This window comes from Streptomyces sp. NPDC001634, assembly GCF_040298185.1.
Taxonomy (GTDB): Bacteria; Actinomycetota; Actinomycetes; order Streptomycetales; family Streptomycetaceae; genus Streptomyces.
This window is the reverse complement of the sequence record NZ_JBEOZU010000027.1, coordinates 84,506-102,847: the sequence shown is the minus strand read 5'-3', so window position 1 is coordinate 102,847 and position 18,342 is coordinate 84,506. Positions and strand designations below refer to the sequence as shown.

Here is an 18,342-nt window from a genome sequence, read left to right as displayed (position 1 = left end):
GCGCAGCGTCCACGCGGGGAGTCCGGATGATCGAAACGCCGTCCCTGGTGGACCAGTACTGCCATGGCGTGCTCCGAACCGAGCTGGGCCTCGGCACCTTCGAGGCCCACCTCGCCCGCACCGAGGGCCCGCCCGCCGCCGGTACCACCCTCTTCGACACCCAGACGGGCTTCGCGGTACGCCGCTGGTGTCCGCCGCTGCTCGGTCTGGAGCCGCACTGCCCGCCCGCCCGCTATCTCGCCCGGCGCCGTGAACTCGGCGTCCTGGAGGCGGGGCGCAGACTGCTGAGGGGCAGCGGCATCACCACATACCTCGTCGACACCGGGCTGCCCGGCGATCTGACCGGGCCCGCCGAGATGGCCTCGACGGGGGACGCCGAGGCGCACGAGATCGTCCGACTGGAGCTGCTCGCCGAACAGGTGGCCGACACCTCCGGCACGGTCGAGTCGTTCCTCGCCAATCTCGCCGAGTCGATCCACGGGGCGGCGGCGAACGCGGTGGCGTTCACCTCGCTGGCGGGCGTACGGCACGGTCTGGCGCTCGCGCCGGAGCCGCCGGGCCCGGGGGAGGTGCGCGGCGCGGCCGGCCGCTGGCTCGCGGGCCGCCGGGTGGGAGGAGCCCTGTCGGACCCGGTCCTGCTCCGCCATCTGCTGTGGAGTGCGGTGGCCTCGGGCCGGCCCCTCCAGCTCCATGCGGGCCTCGGTGAACCCGGCCTGCGCATCGACCGCACCGACCCGGTTCTGCTCACCGACTTCGTACGCGCCACGGCCGGGCTCGGCACGGATCTCGTCCTGCTGCACGGCTATCCGTACCACCGGCACGCGGCGCATCTGGCGGGGGTGTTCCCGCATGTGTACGCGGACCTGGGCGCGGCGCTCGTCCGAACGGGCGCCAGGGCCGCCGCCGTCCTGGCCGAGATCCTGGAACTGGCCCCCTTCGGCAAGCTCCTCTTCTCCAGCGGCGCCCATGGCCTGCCCGAACTCCATGTGATCGGCGCCCGCCTCTTCCGCGAGGCGCTCTCCCGGGTGCTGGGCGACTGGGTCGCCGAGGGGGCGTGGTCGCTTGCGGACGCGCAGCGGGTGGCCGGGATGATCGCCGCGGGGAACGCGCGGCGGGTGTACGCGGTGCAGTGAGCCGTACGGCCCCGGCGAACCGTACGGCCTCAGTGACGTGCGGGCGTCACGCCGCAGTGAGCGCCGACTCCGTCGAGGGGCCCGGAAGGTCCGCCGTCCCCTCGGGGCGTTCGCGCAACGACAGCAGCACCCGGAGCACCCCGATCCACACCAGGCAGGAGCCGAACAGGTGGAGACCCACCAGGGCTTCGGGCAGATGCGTGAAGTACTGGACGTAGCCGATGACGCCCTGGCCCAGGAGGACCAGGAACAGGTCACGGGTACGGTGCAGCGGGCCCTTGGGCGCGTCGACCGCCTTCAGGACGAACCACAGGGCGAAGGTCAGCGTCACCACGATCCAGGCGAGCACGGCGTGCAGCTTGGCGACGGTCTCCCAGTCGATCGGGATGCGCTTGACGTCGCTGGAGTCGCCCGCGTGCGGGCCGGCGCCGGTGACCATCGTGCCGACCACGAGGAGCAGCACGGAGGCGACGACCAGAACCCACACCAACTGCTGCACGGCCTTGCCGACCAGCGGACGCGGCGCCCCGTCGCCTTCCCTGGTGCGCTGCCACATGACCGCGGCCAGGGTGGTGAGCGCGATGGCGAGCAGGAAGTGGGCGGCGACGGTGTACGGGTTGAGGCCGACGAGGACCACGATGCCGCCGAGGATCGCGTTGCCCATGACGAGCCAGAACTGTGCCCAGCCGAGCCGGGTGAGGCTGCGCCGCCACGGCTTCTGAGAACGCGCGGCGATGATCGCCCAGCCGACCGCCGCACACAGCACGTACGTGAGCATGCGGTTGCCGAACTCGATGGCGCCGTGCACGCCCATGGCACTCGTCGTGGTCAGCGAGTCGTCCGTGCACTGCGGCCAGGTCGGGCAGCCGAGTCCGGAGCCGGTCAGGCGTACGACACCGCCGGTGACGACGATGACCACCGACATGACGAGAGCGGCGAGAGCCGCCCGCTGAACCGTCCGGGGCTCCGGGGTCCAGCGTGCGGCGATGAAGGCGAGCGGGTTGCGCACGGCCGCTACGGCATCGGCGCGAGTCACGTTTGGCACGCCCCTCATGGTAGGGGGCAGCTTGTGCACGGTTTCACGAGGGGTCGGGTGGCCCGCGGCGGTTCAGACGGAGCAGGCCCCCGGAAGGGCGTCACTCCCAGCGGAAGAACTTCCCGGCCGCGGCGAGTCCCACCACCGCCCACACGCCCAGGATCCCCAGGTCGCCCCAGGGCATCCCGGCCCCGTGCTGGAGCACGTCCCGCAGGCCGCCGGAGAGCGCGGAGATCGGCAGCAGGCCGAGTGCGTCCTGGGCGCCGGAGGGGAACTTGTCCAGCGGGACGATCACTCCGCCGCCCACGAGCAGCAGCAGGAAGACCAGGTTGGCGGCGGCCAGGGTCGCCTCGGCCTTCAGCGTGCCCGCCATCAGCAGGCCGAGCCCGGAGAAGGCCGCCGTACCCAGGACCAGCAGGAGCAGCACGGCGAGCGGGTTGCCGTGCGGCGACCAGCCCAGCGCGTAGGCGATCACCGTCAGCAGGATCACCTGGAGGACCTCGGTGACCAGCACGGAGGCCGTCTTGGCGGTCATCAGCCCCCAGCGCGGGAGCGGCGAGGAGGCGAGCCGCTTCAGCACCCCGTACCGGCGCTCGAAGCCGGTCGCGATGGCCTGTCCCGTGAACGCGGTCGACATGACGGCGAGCGCGAGGATGCCGGGAGCGAGGAAGTCGACGGCCTTGCCGGCCCCGGTGTCGACGATGTCGACGGAGCTGAAGAGGACCAGCAGCAGCGTCGGAATGACAACCGTCAGCAGAAGCTGCTCGCCATTGCGCAGCAGCATCCGCGTCTCGAGTGCGGCCTGCGCCGCGATCATGCGCGGCAGGGGGGCGGCGCCGGGCTTCGGCGCGTAGGTACCGACGGCGGTCACGAGCGCAGCTCCTCAAGAGCGGTGCGTGCCGGAATCATGAGCGCAACTCCTTGCCCGTGAGCTCAAGAAAGACGTCTTCGAGGGTGTGCCGTTCGACGGAGATCTTCTCCGGCATCACACCGTGCTGTGCGCACCAGGAGGTGACCGTCGCGAGCAATTGCGGGTCGACCTTGCCGGCGACGCGGTACGCGCCCGGTGTCAGCTCCGCCGCCGAGCAGTCCGCCGGGAGCGCCTTCAGCAGGGATCCCACGTCGAGGCCCGGCCGGCCCGTGAAGCGCAGTGTGTTCTCGGCGCCGCCGCGGCACAGCTCCTCCGGGGAGCCCTGTGCGACGACCCGGCCCGCGTCGATGATCGCGACGTCGTCGGCGAGCTGCTCGGCCTCGTCCATGTAGTGGGTGGTCAGGATCACGGACACACCGTCGGAGCGCAGATCGCGGACCAGGTCCCAGGTGGCCCGGCGGGCCTGGGGGTCGAGGCCCGCGGTCGGCTCGTCCAGGAAGACGAGGTCCGGGCGGCCGACGACGGCCATGGCGAGCGCGAGCCGCTGCTGCTGGCCGCCCGACAGCCGCCGGTACGGCGTCCGTCCGCAGCTGCCCAGACCCAGCCGCTCCATCAGGGTGTCCGCGTCCAGCGGGTGCGCGTGCAGCCTGGCCACGTGGCGGAGCATTTCGTCGGCGCGGGCGCCCGAGTAGACGCCGCCGGACTGGAGCATCACCCCTATGCGGGGGCGCAGCGCGGAGGCTTCGCGGACCGGGTCGAGGCCCAGGACGCGCACCGTGCCGGAGTCCGGCCTCCGGTACCCCTCGCAGGTCTCGACCGTGGTTGTCTTGCCCGCCCCGTTGGGGCCGAGTACGGCGGTGACACCCGCCCGGGCCACCAGGTCGAGGCCGTCCACCGCGGTCTTCGTGCCGTACCGCTTCACCAGGGAGTGGACCTGGAGGACCGGCTCAGTTCGCATGAGCGCCAAGTCTAAGGAGGCCTCCCGTGGCTCCGGCTGGCGGGTCCGGGACCTCCCGCGCATGCGACCGGGACCACATGGTCACATGGCCGAAACTCCCTCCTCGCGCGGCCGGTGCAGCGGCAGCCACCGTTCCGCATAGGCAACGGCATCCGCCACGGGGAACAGACGTACGTCGGCCGCGCCCACCTTTCCCCGTGCGACGGCACGGTCCCGCTCGAAGTCATGACCGAGTTCGTCGAACCGCTCCGAGGTGATCGACACCTCGGTCAGCACCTCCCACCCGGCCGGTCCGGGCCGCCCCACCCGGACCATGGGCGAAGGGATCCGGTACTCGGCCAGATGAAAGCTCGTGCACGTGTCGTAGCCCGCGCCGAGCAACAGCACCCGGGCGCCGAGCGCCTCCAGCCTGGCCAGCGGACTTCGCTCGCCGAGACGGCAGTCGGGCGCGTGTCCCTCGACGATCTGTGCGGCGCGCGGACCGACGGCCGCGAACGACGATGGGGGTCCCCCCTGCTCGAGCGAAGCCGAGAGCTTGGGGGAGGGTGCGCGCTGCGCAGGGCGCCCGGCCATGTGCGGACGGTCTCCGGTATCACGCCGACGCCGCGCGAGGGGGTGACGAGCGGGTCGTACGCGGGCATGGTGGCCCGGATCGTCTCCCACCACTCCTCGGGCACCGGCGGATTGCTCCACACCGACGGGTCCGAAAGGTCGCCGGACTGGGTGGGGACCACCAGCGTGCCGCCCGGACCGAGTGCGTCGAGCAACCCCTGGACGACGGCGACGGGCCCTCCGCACACCCAGCCGAGCGAGCTGAGCGAGGAGTGCACGAGGAGCGTCTCGCCGGGCTCGACGCCGAGCGCGCGCAGCTGTGCGGCGAGTGAGTCCCGGGTGACAAGAGGGCCGGTCGGAGGCGGTATCGGCATAGTGCGGCAGCCTTCCGGAGCACCCTGTGCGGCGCCACCGATTTGATCGATCAAAGATCGTTCCCGCAGGTCGGCTTAGGTATGCCTAAGTGATGTACGGCACCGCCGGGGCGTCAGGGCGGCGCTTGTCAGTCTTTGAGGAATTACGCAACAATGGCGTTGTGAAAAACGTCGGCGAGGCTCGGGAGACCCCCATGGGGCCCCCTCAGGAGGAGCTCGCGACCGGGGAGCGCTCCACGCGCAACCGGGTCGCGCGGTCCATCCTGGACCACGGCCCGTCGACCGTCGCCGAGCTCGCCGGACGGCTGGGACTGACCCAGGCGGCCGTACGGCGGCATCTGGACGCACTGGTCGCCGACGATGTCGTCGAGGCCCGTGAGCAGCGTGTGTACGGGGCGCGTACGCGCGGTCGCCCCGCCAAGGTCTTCGCGCTCACCGACTGCGGCCGTGACGCCTTCGACCAGTCGTACGACAAGCTCGCCGCGGACGCGCTGCGCTGGATCGCCGAGCGCGAGGGCGGGGAAGCGGCGGTCGCCGCCTTCGCCCGCGCCCGGATCGCCGCGCAGGCCGGGGCGTACCGCAAGGCGATCGAGGCCGCGGATCCCGATCACCGGACCGAAGCGCTGGCCAAGGCCTTGAGCGTGGACGGGTACGCTGCTACGGCGCGCAGCGCACCGGTCGGCGAGCAGCTCTGCCAGCACCACTGCCCGGTCGCCCATGTCGCGGAACAGTTCCCGCAGCTGTGCGAGGCCGAGACGGAGATCTTCTCCCAGTTGCTCGGCACACACGTCCAGCGACTGGCGACGATCGCGCACGGCGACGGCGTCTGCACGACGTTCATCCCCAAAGCGTCACAAGCTTCAAAGCCTTCCAAGACCACGACCACCCACAACGCATCTGCCAGCACGGCCGGGAGGAACCCCGCATGACTCTCCCCACGGAGACTGCCCACCCCGAACTCGAGGGCCTGGGCAAGTACGAATACGGCTGGGCCGACTCCGACGAGGCCGGTGCCGCGGCAAAGCGCGGTCTGAGCGAAGAGGTCGTCCGTGACATTTCGGCGAAGAAGTCCGAGCCGGAGTGGATGACCAAGCTGCGCCTCAAAGGTCTGAGGCTCTTCGACAAGAAGCCCATGCCGAACTGGGGCTCGGACCTGTCGGGCATCGACTTCGACAACATCAAGTACTTTGTGCGCTCCACGGAGAAGCAGGCGGAGTCCTGGGAGGACCTGCCCGAGGACATCAAGAACACCTACGACAAGCTCGGCATCCCGGAGGCGGAGAAGCAGCGCCTCGTCGCCGGTGTCGCGGCCCAGTACGAGTCGGAGGTCGTCTACCACCAGATCCGCGAGGACCTGGAGGAGCAGGGCGTCATCTTCCTGGACACCGACACGGCGCTGAAGGAGCACCCGGAGCTCTTCAAGGAGTACTTCGGGACCGTCATCCCCGCCGGTGACAACAAGTTCGCGTCGCTGAACACCGCCGTGTGGTCCGGCGGCTCCTTCATCTACGTGCCGCCGGGCGTGCACGTGGAGATCCCGCTCCAGGCCTACTTCCGCATCAACACGGAGAACATGGGCCAGTTCGAGCGGACCCTGATCATCGTCGACGAGGGTGCCTACGTGCACTACGTCGAGGGTTGTACGGCCCCGATCTACAAGTCGGACTCGCTGCACTCCGCGGTCGTCGAGATCATCGTCAAGAAGAACGCCCGCTGCCGCTACACGACCATCCAGAACTGGTCGAACAACGTCTACAACCTGGTCACCAAGCGCGCCGTGGCCTACGAGGGCGCGACCATGGAGTGGATCGACGGCAACATCGGCTCCAAGGTGACGATGAAGTACCCGGCCGTCTACCTGATGGGCGAGCACGCCAAGGGCGAGACCCTCTCCATCGCCTTCGCGGGCGAGGGCCAGCACCAGGACGCCGGTTCCAAGATGGTCCACATGGCGCCGAACACCTCGTCCAACATCGTCTCGAAGTCGGTGGCGCGAGGCGGCGGCCGTACCTCGTACCGCGGCCTGGTCGAGATCGGCGAGGGCGCCGCGGGCTCCAAGTCCAACGTGCTCTGTGACGCCCTGCTCGTCGACACCATCTCCCGTTCCGACACGTACCCCTACGTGGACGTCCGCGAGGACGACGTGTCCATGGGCCACGAGGCGACCGTCTCCAAGGTCTCCGAGGACCAGCTCTTCTACCTGATGAGCCGCGGTCTCTCCGAGTTCGAGGCGATGGCGATGATCGTGCGCGGCTTCGTCGAGCCGATCGCCAAGGAGCTGCCGATGGAGTACGCGCTGGAGCTCAACCGGCTGATCGAGCTGCAGATGGAGGGTGCGGTCGGCTGACGCGCCGCCCGAAGAAGCAGCTGGCGGCCCGCTGACAGCGGGCCGAGGATCGCAACCGTAAGAAAGCGAGCAGTACGACAGCCATGGCTGAGGCCCAGAACATCCCGGTCGGCTCGACGACCGCCGGCCAGATCGCGGTGGCCGCCGAGTCGACCGTCGCCACGCGCATGAGCGCGCCGCCGTCCTTCGACGTGGCCGACTTCCCGGTCCCGCACGGCCGCGAGGAGGAGTGGCGGTTCACGCCGCTGGAGCGTCTGCGCGGTCTGCACGACGGCACCGCCGTCGCGAACGGCGCGGGCGTGAAGGTCGCCGTCGAGGCTCCCGAGGGCGTCACCGTCGAGACCGTCGGCCGCGACGACGCGCGGCTCGGCAGGGCGGGCACCCCGGTGGACCGCGTGGCTGCCCAGGCGTACTCGGCGTTCGAGCAGGCCGGTGTGGTCACCGTCCCCAAGGAGACGGTGCTCACCGAGCCGATCCGCATCGCCGTGCACGGCGAGGGCGGGGTCGCCTACGGCCACCAGGTCATCGAGCTCGGTGCCTTTGCCGAGGCCGTCGTCGTCATCGACCACACGGGTGACGCGGTGCTCGCCGCCAACGTCGACTACATCCTGGGCGACGGCGCCAAGCTGACCGTCGTCTCGGTCCAGGACTGGGACGACAAGGCCGTGCACGTGGCCCAGCACAACGCCCTGGTCGGGCGTGACGCGTCCTTCAAGTCGGTCGTCGTCACCTTCGGCGGTGACGTCGTCCGGCTGCACCCGCGCGTCACCTACACGGGCCCGGGCGGCGAGGCCGAGCTGTTCGGCCTGTACTTCACCGACGCCGGCCAGCATCAGGAGCACCGCCTCCTGGTCACCCACAACACCCCGCACTGCAAGTCGAACGTCGTCTACAAGGGCGCGCTCCAGGGCGACGACGCGCACGCCGTGTGGATCGGTGACGTGCTGATCGAGGCCAAGGCCGAGGGCACGGACACGTACGAGATGAACCGCAACCTCGTCCTGACGGACGGCGCCCGCGTCGACTCGGTGCCGAACCTGGAGATCGAGACCGGCGAGATCGTCGGCGCCGGCCACGCCTCCGCCACCGGCCGCTTCGACGACGAGCAGCTCTTCTACCTGATGGCCCGCGGTATCCCGGAGCACGAGGCCCGCCGTCTGGTGGTCCGCGGCTTCTTCGCCGGGCTGGTCCAGCAGATCGGTGTCGCGGACATCGAGGAGCGCCTGATCGCCAAGATCGAAGAGGAGCTGGAGGCGTCGGTCGCATGACCACCTTCGTACGCGTCTGTGGGCTGAGCGAGCTGGAGGAGGACACTCCGAAGCGGGTGGAACTCGACGGCACGCCGGTCTCGGTCGTGAAGACCGAGGGCGAGGTGTTCGCGATCTACGACATCTGCTCCCACGCGAACGTCTCGCTCTCCGAGGGCGAGGTGGAGGACTGCCAGATCGAGTGCTGGCTGCACGGCTCCAGCTTCGACCTCCGCACCGGCAAGCCGTCCGGCCTCCCCGCGACGCGCCCCGTCCCCGTATACCCCGTAAAGATCGAAGGGGACGACGTGCTCGTCTCCCTCACCCAGGAGTCCTGAGGCACCCATGGCAACGCTTGAAATCCGAGACCTGCACGTCACCGTCGAGGCCGACAACGCCACGAAGGAGATCCTCAAGGGCGTCGACCTCACCGTGAAGCAGGGCGAGACGCACGCCATCATGGGCCCCAACGGCTCGGGCAAGTCGACCCTCGCCTACTCGCTCGCGGGGCACCCGAAGTACACGATCACCGAGGGCACCGTGCTGCTCGACGGCGAGGACGTCCTGGAGATGTCCGTCGACGAGCGCGCCCGCGCGGGCCTGTTCCTGGCGATGCAGTACCCGGTCGAGGTCCCGGGTGTGTCGGTGAGCAACTTCCTGCGCTCCTCCGCCACCGCGATCCGTGGCGAGGCGCCCAAGCTGCGCACCTGGGTGAAGGAGGTCAAGGAGGCCATGGAGCGCCTCAACATGGACCCGTCCTTCGCCGAGCGCAACGTGAACGAGGGCTTCTCCGGCGGTGAGAAGAAGCGCCACGAGATCCTTCAGCTGGAGCTGCTCAAGCCGAAGGTCGCGATCCTCGACGAGACGGACTCCGGCCTGGACGTCGACGCGCTCCGCATCGTCTCCGAGGGCGTCAACCGGGTCCGTGAGACGGGCGAGGTCGGCACCCTGCTGATCACGCACTACACGCGCATCCTGCGCTACATCAAGCCCGACTACGTCCATGTCTTCTCCGGCGGCCGGATCGTCGAGTCCGGCGGCGCCGAGCTCGCCGACAAGCTGGAGGACGAGGGCTACGAGGCATACACGAAGGGTGGCGTATCCGCGTGACACAGCTGCCGGGCCTCCTCGACACCGAGGCGATCCGTAAGGACTTCCCCGTCCTGGACCGGCTGGTCCACGACGGCAAGAAGCTCGTGTACCTGGACAACGCGGCGACCTCGCAGAAGCCGCGCCAGGTGCTGGACGTCCTGAGCGAGTACTACGAGCGCTACAACGCCAACGTCCACCGCGGTGTGCATGTGCTCGCCGAGGAGGCCACGGCGCTGTACGAGGGCGCGCGCGACAAGGTCGCCGAGTTCATCAACGCGCCGAGCCGCGACGAGGTGATCTTCACCAAGAACGCCTCCGAGTCGCTCAACCTCGTGGCGAACATGCTCGGCTGGGCCGAGGAGCCCTACCGGGTGGACCACGAGACCGAGATCGTCATCACGGAGATGGAGCACCACTCCAACATCGTTCCTTGGCAGCTGCTCGCGCAGCGCACCGGCGCGAAGCTGAAGTGGTTCGGGCTCACGGACGACGGCCGCCTGGACCTGTCCAACATCGACGAGATCATCACGGAGAAGACGAAGATCGTCTCCTTTGTGCTGGTGTCCAACATTCTGGGCACGGTCAACCCGGTCGAGGCGATAGTCCGCCGTGCGCAGGAAGTCGGTGCGCTGGTGTGCATCGACGCCTCGCAGGCGGCGCCGCACATGCCGCTGGACGTGCAGGCGCTGCAGGCCGACTTCGTGGCCTTCACCGGTCACAAGATGTGCGGCCCGACGGGCATCGGCGTGCTGTGGGGCCGCCAGGAGCTGCTGGAGGACCTGCCTCCGTTCCTGGGCGGCGGCGAGATGATCGAGACCGTGTCGATGCACTCCTCGACCTACGCCCCGGCGCCCCACAAGTTCGAGGCGGGCACCCCGCCGATCGCGCAGGCGGTCGGTCTCGGTGCGGCCATCGACTACCTGACCTCGATCGGCATGGACAAGATCCTCGCCCACGAGCACGCCCTGACCGAGTACGCGGTGAAGCGGCTCGGCGAGGTCCCCGACCTGAGGATCATCGGCCCGACAACGGCCGAGGACCGGGGCGCGGCGATCTCCTTCACCCTCGGCGACATCCACCCGCACGATGTGGGCCAGGTCCTCGACGAGCAGGGCATAGCGGTCCGGGTCGGCCACCACTGCGCCCGCCCGGTCTGCCTCCGCTACGGAATTCCTGCGACCACGCGAGCGTCGTTCTATCTGTACTCCACGCCGGCCGAGATCGACGCTCTGGTCGACGGACTGGAGCACGTACGGAACTTCTTCGGCTGAAGGGCGTGCTGAAACCGTGAAGCTGGATTCGATGTACCAGGAAGTCATCCTGGACCACTACAAGAACCCGCACGGGCGTGGTCTGAGGGATGGCGACGCCGAGGTACACCACGTGAACCCGACGTGCGGCGACGAGATCACCCTTCGCGTGAAGTACGACGGAACGACGATCAAGGACGTCTCGTACGAGGGCCAGGGCTGCTCCATCAGCCAGGCCTCGGCCTCCGTACTGAACGAACTCCTCGTCGGCAAGGAACTGGCCGAGGCGCAGAAGATCCAGGAGACCTTCCTGGAGCTGATGCAGTCCAAGGGCCGGATCGAGCCCGACGACGCGATGGAGGACATCCTGGAGGACGCGGTCGCGTTCGCGGGTGTCTCCAAGTACCCGGCGCGGGTGAAGTGCGCCCTCCTGAGCTGGATGGCGTGGAAGGACGCGACGGCCCAGGCGCTGGTCGGAGCCGACGCCGAAAGGAAGACGGCATGAGCGACACCGTGGAGATGAAGCCGGTCTCGGAGGAGGAACTCCGCGAGGCCCTGATGGACGTCGTCGACCCCGAGCTGGGAATCGACGTCGTCAACCTGGGTCTGATCTACGGCATCCACATCGACGAGACGGCGAACATCGCCACCGTCGACATGACCCTGACCTCGGCGGCCTGCCCGCTGACGGACGTCATCGAGGACCAGGCCAAGTCCGCCACGGACGGTCTCGTGGGCGAGCTGCGGATCAACTGGGTCTGGATGCCGCCGTGGGGTCCCGACAAGATCACGGACGATGGCCGCGAGCAGCTTCGGGCGCTCGGGTTCAACGTCTGAGACCCACCGGCTGAAGAGGCCGGGAAATGAGAACGGCGACGCCCATCGGGCGTCGCCGTTTTCCTTTGCTCAGGCCAGTCCGTCCACCAGCCGGAACGCCGAGTCCGCCTGGTACAGGTCGGAGTATTGGTACGGGTCCAGCTTGAGCCGGAAGTTCTGGTGGCGCAGGAAGCGGCCGGGGTAGTTGACCGACTCCAGCATGACCGCGCCGGAGTACGATGACGGGCGCGGACAGAACGTGGCGTCCTGCTTGAACAGCGCGGAACCGTCGTCGGGCTCGGCGCGCAGCAGGAAGCTGCGGTGGCGCAGATAGGTGCCGTCGGCCGTGGCGAACGAGTAACAGGAGTCGTCGGCCAGGCCCTTGACCAGCTTGAAGGTGGCGTCCTGCTGGGCGGCGGACGAGCCGATCGCGTCGAGCTTCACATAGTCGCCGCTCACGTGCCAGTAGCGGTCCGGGTAGTTGACCGACCGCACGGACCTCCAGGTGTCGGAGGGCGTGGACTTGGTGGGCTTGTGGGCGGAGGCGCCTGACGGGTGGGCGGACGGCTCGGAACCGGCCGTCTGCATCCCGGACTGCGCCGAGGGCGAGCTGCCTGTGGCCGTCTCCGTCGACTGGGCGGAGGCCATGCCACTCTTCCCGCTGGGCGCCGCGACGGGGGCGACGGGCAGCGTGAGATCGGGCGCGTCCGGCCCCGGCCCGGCCGCGGTGTCCTTCGCGGTGTGGGGTGACGGTATGTCATGTGCCTTGTCCAGCAAGGAGATCGCTATCGCGCTGGTGGAGAAGACGGCGACGGCGAGCAGGCCGGCCACCCAGAGTCTTCGGGTTCCGGGCGTCCGGGCCTCGCCCGGAGCCTCACCTGTCTCCCACACGGGGGAGGGGAGGAGGGACGGGTCCGGGGTGGGAGGGGGGTTGGTTTCTGACATGGGTTCCTTCAGTGCCGCCGCAAGGCGTACACGGAATCGTCAAATGGTCATGGGGGAACGGGGGATCGGGGGGAATGGAGCGGGGGGAGCAACCGGAAAGACAGGGACCATCCGGGGCACGGGCGCACGCAACGGCGGCGGTCGTGGACGCCGTGTGGTTGATCGGTGAAACAGTAGTGGACACGGAGGGCTTCCAGCACCCGTTTGAGTGAGCGGTTTCTGTACCGCCCGGCCGCCCCCGCGGACTCATACCCCCTCCCGGTCGGTCTCCCTCGCAAGCGGTCGGCGACAGCGGTTGACGCCCGCCCAAATCGTGCCCTGTGAGGCCGTGTTGGCCGTATCCCTCACCCGGCACAGCAACGAGCCCGGCTGTGCGGGCCGAGGCTTGTGTACGGTCGTACGCATCGATGTGTACACTCGTACGTATGGGATACGCCCTCCTCGCCGCGGCCATCGGTGCCGAAGTGGTCGCCACGACCGCCATGAAGTACAGCGACGGCTTCAGCCGGCTGCTGCCCTCGCTGGTGACCCTCCTCGGCTACATCGTCTCCTTCGTGCTGCTCGCGCAGGTCCTCAAGGCCATGTCGATCGGCACCGCCTACGCGATCTGGTCCGGCGTCGGCACGGCGACCGTCGCGGCGATCGGGCTGGTGCTCTTCGGTGAGGGGCTGAGCTCTATGAAGATCGCCGGGATCGCGCTGATCGTCGGCGGAGTGGTGCTCCTGAACCTGGGAGGCGCGCACTGATGCCCCGGCGCTACGACCCCGAGCGGCGGCAGCGGATCATCGACGCGGCGATCCGGGTCGTCGGCGAGAAGGGCATCGCCGGACTGAGCCACCGCTCCGTCGCCGCCGAGGCGGATGTGCCGCTCGGCTCCACGACGTACCACTTCAAGACCCTCGACGAGCTGATGGTCGCCGCGCTGCGGCAGGCGAACGAGGGTTTCGCCAAGGTGTTCGCCGAAAGCGGCCTGCTGGAGGGCACGGAGGGCGACCTCGCCGCGGACCTCGCCCGGGCCCTCGGGGAATGGCTGGGCGGGGACCGCACGGGCATCGAGCTGGAGTACGAGCTCTATCTCGCGGCCCTGCGGCGGCCCGCCCTGCGCCCCGTCGCCGCCGAGTGGACCGAGGAGACCGCCGAGCGGCTGTCCCGGCGCACCGATCCGGTCACGGCGCGGGCGCTGCTCGCGCTGATGGACGGGATCTGTCTGCAGGTGCTGCTGACAGGGGTGCCGTATGACGAGGGGTACGCGAGGGAGATGCTCGGGCGCGTGATGCAGGGGGACGCTCTGTAGCGCAGGTCGGCACCGCTCAGCCCGTTCGGCGATCGACGACGAGGCCGTTCGGGCCGAGGCGGGGGTCGGGGGGTGGCAGCCCCGGCCGACGGCCAGGTCAGCACCGGGTGCCGCGTCACAGAGCCCGGCAGGTGAGACACGGTTCGCCCGCGGGCCACGCGCCACGTTAGGTTTCCCCTATGACCGACACGACTGCTCCTCGTACCACCGGTGCCGTGGCCGCAGGCCTCGCCACGATCGCCGCCGACGGCACCGTTCTCGACACCTGGTTCCCCGCGCCCGAACTCACCGCCGAGCCCGGCCCGGCCGGCACCGAGCGGCTGTCCGCCGAGCGGGCCCTGGAACTGCTCGGCGAAGGCGCCACGAAGGCGATCGGCACGGACGCCCGCCGGGGCGTCGAGGTGGTCGCGGTCCGCACGGTCATCGCCTCGCTCGACGAGAAGCCGATCGACGCGCACGACGTCTACCTGCGTCTGCACCTGCTCTCGCACCGCCTGGTCAAGCCGCACGGCCAGAGCCTGGACGGCATGTTCGGTTTCCTCGCCAACGTCGCCTGGACCTCGCTCGGCCCGGTCGCCGTCGACGACCTCGAGAAGGTGCGCCTGAACGCCCGCGCCGAGGGACTGCACCTCCAGGTGACCTCGATCGACAAGTTCCCGCGGATGACGGACTACGTCGCCCCCAAGGGTGTGCGCATCGCCGACGCGGACCGGGTGCGACTGGGCGCGCACCTCGCCGAGGGCACCACGGTCATGCACGAGGGCTTCGTGAACTTCAACGCCGGCACACTCGGCACCTCGATGGTCGAGGGCCGCATCTCCGCGGGCGTCGTGGTCGGCGACGGCTCGGACATCGGCGGCGGCGCCTCCACCATGGGCACGCTCTCCGGCGGCGGCAACGTGATCATCTCCATCGGCGAGCGCTGCCTGATCGGCGCGGAGGCGGGAGTCGGCATCGCCCTCGGTGACGAGTGCGTGGTCGAGGCCGGCCTGTACGTCACCGCCGGCACCCGGGTCACCATGCCCGACGGCCAGATCGTCAAGGCCCGCGAGCTCTCCGGCGCCTCGAACATCCTCTTCCGCCGCAACTCGGTCACGGGCGCGGTCGAGGCCCGCCCGAACAACGCGGTCTGGGGCGGTCTGAACGAGATCCTGCACAGCCACAACTGACCAACCGAGCCGCTCCGGCGCCGGGTGCCTCCGACGGGGGCACCCGGCCTGCAGGGCTAGCCCGCCGTGGTCGCCGCGAACTTTGCCAGGGCCGCGAAGTCGTCCTCCCGCAGCCCGAGCCGTGGATTGACATGGTGCAGAAGGGCCGGACCGGGATGGTGGGTGGCGACATACGCCTCGTCCAGCGGGCTCTGTTCGTCGTCCACCCAGGCGAACGGGCGGCCCTCCGCGTGCGCCACGATCGCCTCGGTCTTCCAGTGCACCCCGTCGGGACGCCAGGCGAACAGGCCGGTGCCGAAGTCGACGTACGGGAGCTCCGGGAGCCCTATGACCGGGCCGATCCAGCGGTTCGCCGCGTCCATCCACGTGGTCGCCCAGCACAGCTCGTAGCCGAGGCCGAGCAGCGCCTCACCGTGGCCGGGGTGGAGCCAAACCCGCAGGGCACGCCCGGGGTGGAGGGCCACCCGGATCGTCGTATAGCCGTCGGGCCTGCGCTCCGGCTTGGCGGCGTACGGGTTGAGGGGGCCGTCGACATCGAGGTACAGCAGCGGTCGGCTCACAACGTCAACGTACGGCAGGGGGTGACGGCCGGGCGACGAAGATTTTTCTGCACCGCGCAGGCACAGCCGCACAGGGGTGCAGGCGTCACTAGGGTCACGGGGGCGGGGCGCCCGGCCCGCCCGGGCGAAAGGATCCTCCACCGCCGGCAGCTGAGGTGGCGCCGACGCGAGGTCCGTCTTCGCCTCGCGCCGGCCCCGCGGGTCTCAGGCGGCCACGAGCCGCTCGTACTCCGCCAGCAACCCGTCGACCGTCTCCCGGCCGGCGGGCCGCAGCGGCGGACGGACCGTTCCGGACGGCAGGCCGAGGCGGCCGAGCAGCCCCTTCGCCGTGACCGTGCCGGGCAGCCCGGAGGCCATCATCAACTCGACCAGCGGCAGGGTCCGTTGCTGAAGACGGGCCGCCTCGGAAGTCCGGCACGCGTCGAAGGCGTCCAGGATCGCCCGGAACTGACGTGGCGCCACGTTCGCGACGGTGCTGACGTATCCGGCCCCGCCGACCGCGTACAGGGCGAGCACCTGCTCGTCACAGCCCGCGTAGTACGCGAGTTCCGTGCGGGCCAGCACCTTCTGGGTGCCGAGGAGGTCGTACGAGCAGTCCTTGACCGCCACGATCCGTGGATGCCCCGCGAGCCGGATCATCGTCTCGGGCTCGATGCGGGTGCCCGTACGGCCCGGGATGTCGTACAGCATGAGAGGCAGCCCGGAGGCGTCGGCGATCTCGCGGAAGTGGGCCTCGACCGCGTCCTGCGGGGGCCTGCTGTAGTACGGCGTGACCACCAACAGGCCGTCCGCGCCCGCCTTTTCGGCCGCCAGCGCCAGCTCCACGGTGTGCCGCGTGTCCGATGTGCCGACGCCCGCCACGATCGTCGCCCGAGCGCCGACCGCCTCGCGCACCGCGCGCACCAGCTCGGCCTTCTCGGCGTCGGTCGTGGTCGGCGACTCACCCGTGGTGCCGGAGAGCACCAGGCCGTCGCAGCCCTCGGCCACGAGCCGGCCGGCGAGCTGCTGCGCCCCGTCGAGGTCGAGTGCGCCCCCCTCGGCGAAGGGCGTGATCATCGCGCACAGGGCGCGGCCGAAGGGAGGCGAGGGAAGGTCAGGTGTCGTCATAGGAGTAGTCTCGGCAGAGCGATCGTGAAGCTCTACTTAATTCTTCTACCGAGTATTGGTTAGGAATGCTGCGGCATGGGTGATATGCGGCACTGCTCGGCCATCCGCCCGTGATCACCTACGGCTCGCGCACCCATCCGCGGAGCTCCCGGTGGACTCGCCGATCCCGCTGGTCGAGGCGGACCGCGGTGGCCAGGCGACCTACCACGGCCCCCGCCGACTCATCGGATATCTCGTCAGCGACCTGCGGGAACGCGGCTCCGCCGACATCGTCCATCGCGGCGGGTCACCGGCCACGGTTTCGCCCTCAACATCACCTCCGACCTGGCGGAGTTCACCAAGTTCACCGCCTGCGGGCTGCCCGGAGTCCCGATGGCCTCGCTCGCCGGGATGGCCGCGGCCCAGGGGCGTCGGGCGCCGTCCGAGAAGGAGGTCAGGGACGCGGTGGCGGAGGCGCTCGGGGCGCTGTGAGGGGGCGCGGAGGATCGGGTACTGGTGCCAAAACGGGTTTCTTGGGTCACCATGGCCGGGACGGTAACCAACAGCGGGAGGCGTCATGAAGCTGGGCAGGGCACTCGCCACCGGGGTCGCGGAGGAACGCCCGGAGGCTCCCGAGGAAGAGACCGGCCTCCAGGTCACCGAGGCTGTCGAGGAGCAGGAGGCGCCCGCTCCCGAAGAGGTCCCGGTCGCGCGATGAGGCTGCGGCTCCCCGAGGAACGCCCGACGGAGCCGCCGACCGGATACAAGATCGCCCACCCGGTGCTGTGCCAGGACGGCACCCGTGCCGGGTTCACCGGTGTGTCGCTCGGAGGCGCGCTGCCGTACGGGGTTCTCGACGAGGCCCGGTGCGTCTACGGGCTGCGGCACCGCGCGCCGCACCGCCGCTGCGACTGCGGCTTCCACTGTGTGCACGACCGTACGGAGGCCGAGGCGCTGCTGTGCACCGCGGAGCACCGGGCGGCGGTGCTGCTCGAGGTCTCCGTCCTCGGCTCGTACATCCGCTTCGAGCGGGGCTTCCGGTACGCGCGCCAGCGGGTGCGGACCATGACGGTCGGCGCGTGCGCGTGCGCGTGCGGTGCGGTGGCCGTGGCGCTGGCCGACGCCGGCTGGGGCCGCCCCGGCTGGCGGGCGCTCCAGGCGATGTGCGCGGGATGCCTGCGCGGCCGTACGTCCCTGTCGCTCGCCGCCTTCGCTCGGCTGGCGGGGGAGGGGCTGCGGGTACAGGCCGGACAGGGCGCCGCGAATCCGGCCGCCGGCCTCGGGGTCTCCGAGCTGGTCGCCGAAGCGGCCCTGCTCCAGGCCCGACTCGACTGGTTCCAGACCCAGTTGGCCCGGCTGGAGGAACGCGGGCCGCAGGGGTAGACGGGCCTCGGGGGCAGACAGACCTCACGGCCGGGCGGAATTCGGGGGAGACAGACCTCAGGGTCGGGCGGAATTCGGGGGAGACAGACCTCAGGGTCGGGCGGAATTCGGGGGCGGGCGGACCGCAGGGACAGGCGGTCCGCCCGCGGCGCCCCGATGTACAACAAAGTGATCTGCTTCGGCGAGCCCACAGACCCTAAAAACAACACCCCACGACGAAAAAATATTA

At 70.0% G+C, this 18,342-nt stretch carries 20 protein-coding genes and 1 pseudogene; 14 read left to right on the top strand and 7 right to left on the bottom strand.

The features are described 5' to 3' along the window. Nucleotides 1-26: 26 nt before the first annotated feature. Nucleotides 27-1,133, top strand: a complete 1,107-nt coding sequence (locus ABT186_RS20110) for an amidohydrolase family protein (RefSeq protein WP_351926117.1) — start codon at nucleotides 27-29, stop codon at nucleotides 1,131-1,133. 46 nt (nucleotides 1,134-1,179) lie between these two features. Here the strand turns inward: ABT186_RS20110 and ABT186_RS20105 are convergent, their stop codons facing one another. From ABT186_RS20105 to ABT186_RS20090, 4 genes and pseudogenes are all read right to left on the bottom strand, one after another. Further along, complete coding sequence (locus ABT186_RS20105) at nucleotides 1,180-2,187, bottom strand: COX15/CtaA family protein (RefSeq protein WP_351232091.1); 1,008 nt, start codon at nucleotides 2,185-2,187, stop codon at nucleotides 1,180-1,182. A gap of 82 nt (nucleotides 2,188-2,269) precedes the next feature. After that, a complete protein-coding gene (locus ABT186_RS20100) occupies nucleotides 2,270-2,986 on the bottom strand; it encodes an ABC transporter permease (RefSeq protein WP_351232127.1) in 717 nt (238 codons plus the stop codon). 88 nt (nucleotides 2,987-3,074) lie between these two features. Further along, nucleotides 3,075-3,998 (bottom strand): ABC transporter ATP-binding protein, encoded by a 924-nt coding sequence (locus ABT186_RS20095; RefSeq protein ID WP_351232093.1) that lies wholly within the window; start codon nucleotides 3,996-3,998, stop codon nucleotides 3,075-3,077. Between the two features lie 81 nt (nucleotides 3,999-4,079). Beyond that, nucleotides 4,080-4,924: pseudogene (locus ABT186_RS20090) on the bottom strand (AAC(3) family N-acetyltransferase). A 161-nt stretch (nucleotides 4,925-5,085) separates the two neighbouring features. On the opposite strand from ABT186_RS20090, the gene ABT186_RS20085 reads away from it, so the two are divergent. The 8 genes from ABT186_RS20085 to ABT186_RS20050 all read left to right on the top strand — a co-directional run bounded on the left by ABT186_RS20085 (nucleotide 5,086) and on the right by ABT186_RS20050 (nucleotide 11,697). Continuing rightward, entirely contained in the window at nucleotides 5,086-5,853 is a 768-nt protein-coding gene (locus ABT186_RS20085; RefSeq protein ID WP_351232095.1) for a helix-turn-helix transcriptional regulator, read from the top strand. Beyond that, nucleotides 5,850-7,271 carry a Fe-S cluster assembly protein SufB gene (gene sufB / locus ABT186_RS20080; protein ID WP_351232097.1) on the top strand — a complete coding sequence of 474 codons (1,422 nt, stop codon included), beginning with the start codon at nucleotides 5,850-5,852 and terminating at the stop codon, nucleotides 7,269-7,271. The genes ABT186_RS20085 and sufB overlap by 4 nt, the downstream gene beginning before the upstream one ends. A gap of 83 nt (nucleotides 7,272-7,354) precedes the next feature. Next, nucleotides 7,355-8,539 (top strand): Fe-S cluster assembly protein SufD, encoded by a 1,185-nt coding sequence (sufD, locus tag ABT186_RS20075; protein WP_351232099.1) that lies wholly within the window; start codon nucleotides 7,355-7,357, stop codon nucleotides 8,537-8,539. Continuing rightward, nucleotides 8,536-8,856, top strand: a complete 321-nt coding sequence (locus tag ABT186_RS20070; protein ID WP_023551624.1) for a non-heme iron oxygenase ferredoxin subunit — start codon at nucleotides 8,536-8,538, stop codon at nucleotides 8,854-8,856. Before sufD ends, ABT186_RS20070 begins: the two co-directional genes overlap by 4 nt. A 7-nt stretch (nucleotides 8,857-8,863) precedes the next feature. Beyond that, nucleotides 8,864-9,628: a Fe-S cluster assembly ATPase SufC gene (gene sufC / locus ABT186_RS20065; protein WP_351232101.1), complete on the top strand. Its 765-nt coding sequence runs from the start codon at nucleotides 8,864-8,866 to the stop codon at nucleotides 9,626-9,628. Continuing rightward, complete coding sequence (locus ABT186_RS20060; protein ID WP_351232103.1) at nucleotides 9,625-10,881, top strand: cysteine desulfurase; 1,257 nt, start codon at nucleotides 9,625-9,627, stop codon at nucleotides 10,879-10,881. The genes sufC and ABT186_RS20060 overlap by 4 nt, the downstream gene beginning before the upstream one ends. Before the next feature lie 16 nt (nucleotides 10,882-10,897). Next, nucleotides 10,898-11,365, top strand: coding sequence for a Fe-S cluster assembly sulfur transfer protein SufU (sufU, locus tag ABT186_RS20055; RefSeq protein ID WP_351232105.1), 468 nt, complete (start codon nucleotides 10,898-10,900; stop codon nucleotides 11,363-11,365). Beyond that, nucleotides 11,362-11,697 carry a metal-sulfur cluster assembly factor gene (locus ABT186_RS20050; RefSeq protein WP_351232107.1) on the top strand — a complete coding sequence of 112 codons (336 nt, stop codon included), beginning with the start codon at nucleotides 11,362-11,364 and terminating at the stop codon, nucleotides 11,695-11,697. The genes sufU and ABT186_RS20050 overlap by 4 nt, the downstream gene beginning before the upstream one ends. 69 nt (nucleotides 11,698-11,766) lie before the next feature. On the opposite strand, the gene ABT186_RS20045 is transcribed toward ABT186_RS20050, so the two are convergent. Beyond that, entirely contained in the window at nucleotides 11,767-12,621 is an 855-nt protein-coding gene (locus ABT186_RS20045) for an AbfB domain-containing protein (protein WP_351232109.1), read from the bottom strand. A gap of 425 nt (nucleotides 12,622-13,046) precedes the next feature. Here ABT186_RS20045 and ABT186_RS20040 point away from each other — a divergent pair, with 425 nt between their 5' ends. From ABT186_RS20040 to dapD, 3 genes are all read left to right on the top strand, one after another. After that, nucleotides 13,047-13,367: a DMT family transporter gene (locus ABT186_RS20040; RefSeq protein WP_351232111.1), complete on the top strand. Its 321-nt coding sequence runs from the start codon at nucleotides 13,047-13,049 to the stop codon at nucleotides 13,365-13,367. After that, on the top strand, nucleotides 13,367-13,915 hold the full coding sequence (locus ABT186_RS20035) for a TetR/AcrR family transcriptional regulator (protein ID WP_351232113.1): 549 nt from the start codon (nucleotides 13,367-13,369) through the stop codon (nucleotides 13,913-13,915). Before ABT186_RS20040 ends, ABT186_RS20035 begins: the two co-directional genes overlap by 1 nt. A gap of 179 nt (nucleotides 13,916-14,094) precedes the next feature. Beyond that, entirely contained in the window at nucleotides 14,095-15,084 is a 990-nt protein-coding gene (gene dapD / locus ABT186_RS20030; RefSeq protein ID WP_351926115.1) for a 2,3,4,5-tetrahydropyridine-2,6-dicarboxylate N-succinyltransferase, read from the top strand. Between the two features lie 56 nt (nucleotides 15,085-15,140). Here the strand turns inward: dapD and ABT186_RS20025 are convergent, their stop codons facing one another. Together ABT186_RS20025 and dapA are read right to left on the bottom strand one after the other, a co-directional pair. Then, nucleotides 15,141-15,644 carry a hypothetical protein gene (locus tag ABT186_RS20025; protein ID WP_351926113.1) on the bottom strand — a complete coding sequence of 168 codons (504 nt, stop codon included), beginning with the start codon at nucleotides 15,642-15,644 and terminating at the stop codon, nucleotides 15,141-15,143. Between the two features lie 204 nt (nucleotides 15,645-15,848). Then, the gene (gene dapA / locus ABT186_RS20020; RefSeq protein ID WP_351232119.1) at nucleotides 15,849-16,751 is read right to left on the bottom strand and encodes a 4-hydroxy-tetrahydrodipicolinate synthase; all 903 of its coding nucleotides are present in this window, start codon (nucleotides 16,749-16,751) and stop codon (nucleotides 15,849-15,851) included. A gap of 556 nt (nucleotides 16,752-17,307) precedes the next feature. Between dapA and ABT186_RS20015 the strand changes: the two genes are divergently transcribed. Then, entirely contained in the window at nucleotides 17,308-17,448 is a 141-nt protein-coding gene (locus tag ABT186_RS20015; RefSeq protein ID WP_351232121.1) for a hypothetical protein, read from the top strand. After that, nucleotides 17,445-18,113, top strand: coding sequence for a hypothetical protein (locus ABT186_RS20010; RefSeq protein ID WP_351926111.1), 669 nt, complete (start codon nucleotides 17,445-17,447; stop codon nucleotides 18,111-18,113). The genes ABT186_RS20015 and ABT186_RS20010 overlap by 4 nt, the downstream gene beginning before the upstream one ends. The last annotated feature ends 229 nt before the right edge of the window (nucleotides 18,114-18,342 follow it).

Coding starts and splice junctions, on each gene's coding strand:
- ABT186_RS20110 (WP_351926117.1), top strand. CDS start 27: ATGATCGAAACGCCGTCCCTGGTGGACCAGTACTGCCATGGCGTGCTC.
- ABT186_RS20105 (WP_351232091.1), bottom strand. CDS start 2,187: ATGAGGGGCGTGCCAAACGTGACTCGCGCCGATGCCGTAGCGGCCGTG.
- ABT186_RS20100 (WP_351232127.1), bottom strand. CDS start 2,986: ATGATCGCGGCGCAGGCCGCACTCGAGACGCGGATGCTGCTGCGCAAT.
- ABT186_RS20095 (WP_351232093.1), bottom strand. CDS start 3,998: ATGCGAACTGAGCCGGTCCTCCAGGTCCACTCCCTGGTGAAGCGGTAC.
- sufB (WP_351232097.1), top strand. CDS start 5,850: ATGACTCTCCCCACGGAGACTGCCCACCCCGAACTCGAGGGCCTGGGC.
- sufD (WP_351232099.1), top strand. CDS start 7,355: ATGGCTGAGGCCCAGAACATCCCGGTCGGCTCGACGACCGCCGGCCAG.
- ABT186_RS20070 (WP_023551624.1), top strand. CDS start 8,536: ATGACCACCTTCGTACGCGTCTGTGGGCTGAGCGAGCTGGAGGAGGAC.
- sufC (WP_351232101.1), top strand. CDS start 8,864: ATGGCAACGCTTGAAATCCGAGACCTGCACGTCACCGTCGAGGCCGAC.
- ABT186_RS20050 (WP_351232107.1), top strand. CDS start 11,362: ATGAGCGACACCGTGGAGATGAAGCCGGTCTCGGAGGAGGAACTCCGC.
- ABT186_RS20045 (WP_351232109.1), bottom strand. CDS start 12,621: ATGTCAGAAACCAACCCCCCTCCCACCCCGGACCCGTCCCTCCTCCCC.
- ABT186_RS20040 (WP_351232111.1), top strand. CDS start 13,047: ATGGGATACGCCCTCCTCGCCGCGGCCATCGGTGCCGAAGTGGTCGCC.
- ABT186_RS20035 (WP_351232113.1), top strand. CDS start 13,367: ATGCCCCGGCGCTACGACCCCGAGCGGCGGCAGCGGATCATCGACGCG.
- dapD (WP_351926115.1), top strand. CDS start 14,095: ATGACCGACACGACTGCTCCTCGTACCACCGGTGCCGTGGCCGCAGGC.
- dapA (WP_351232119.1), bottom strand. CDS start 16,751: ATGACGACACCTGACCTTCCCTCGCCTCCCTTCGGCCGCGCCCTGTGC.
- ABT186_RS20015 (WP_351232121.1), top strand. CDS start 17,308: ATGAAGCTGGGCAGGGCACTCGCCACCGGGGTCGCGGAGGAACGCCCG.
- ABT186_RS20010 (WP_351926111.1), top strand. CDS start 17,445: ATGAGGCTGCGGCTCCCCGAGGAACGCCCGACGGAGCCGCCGACCGGA.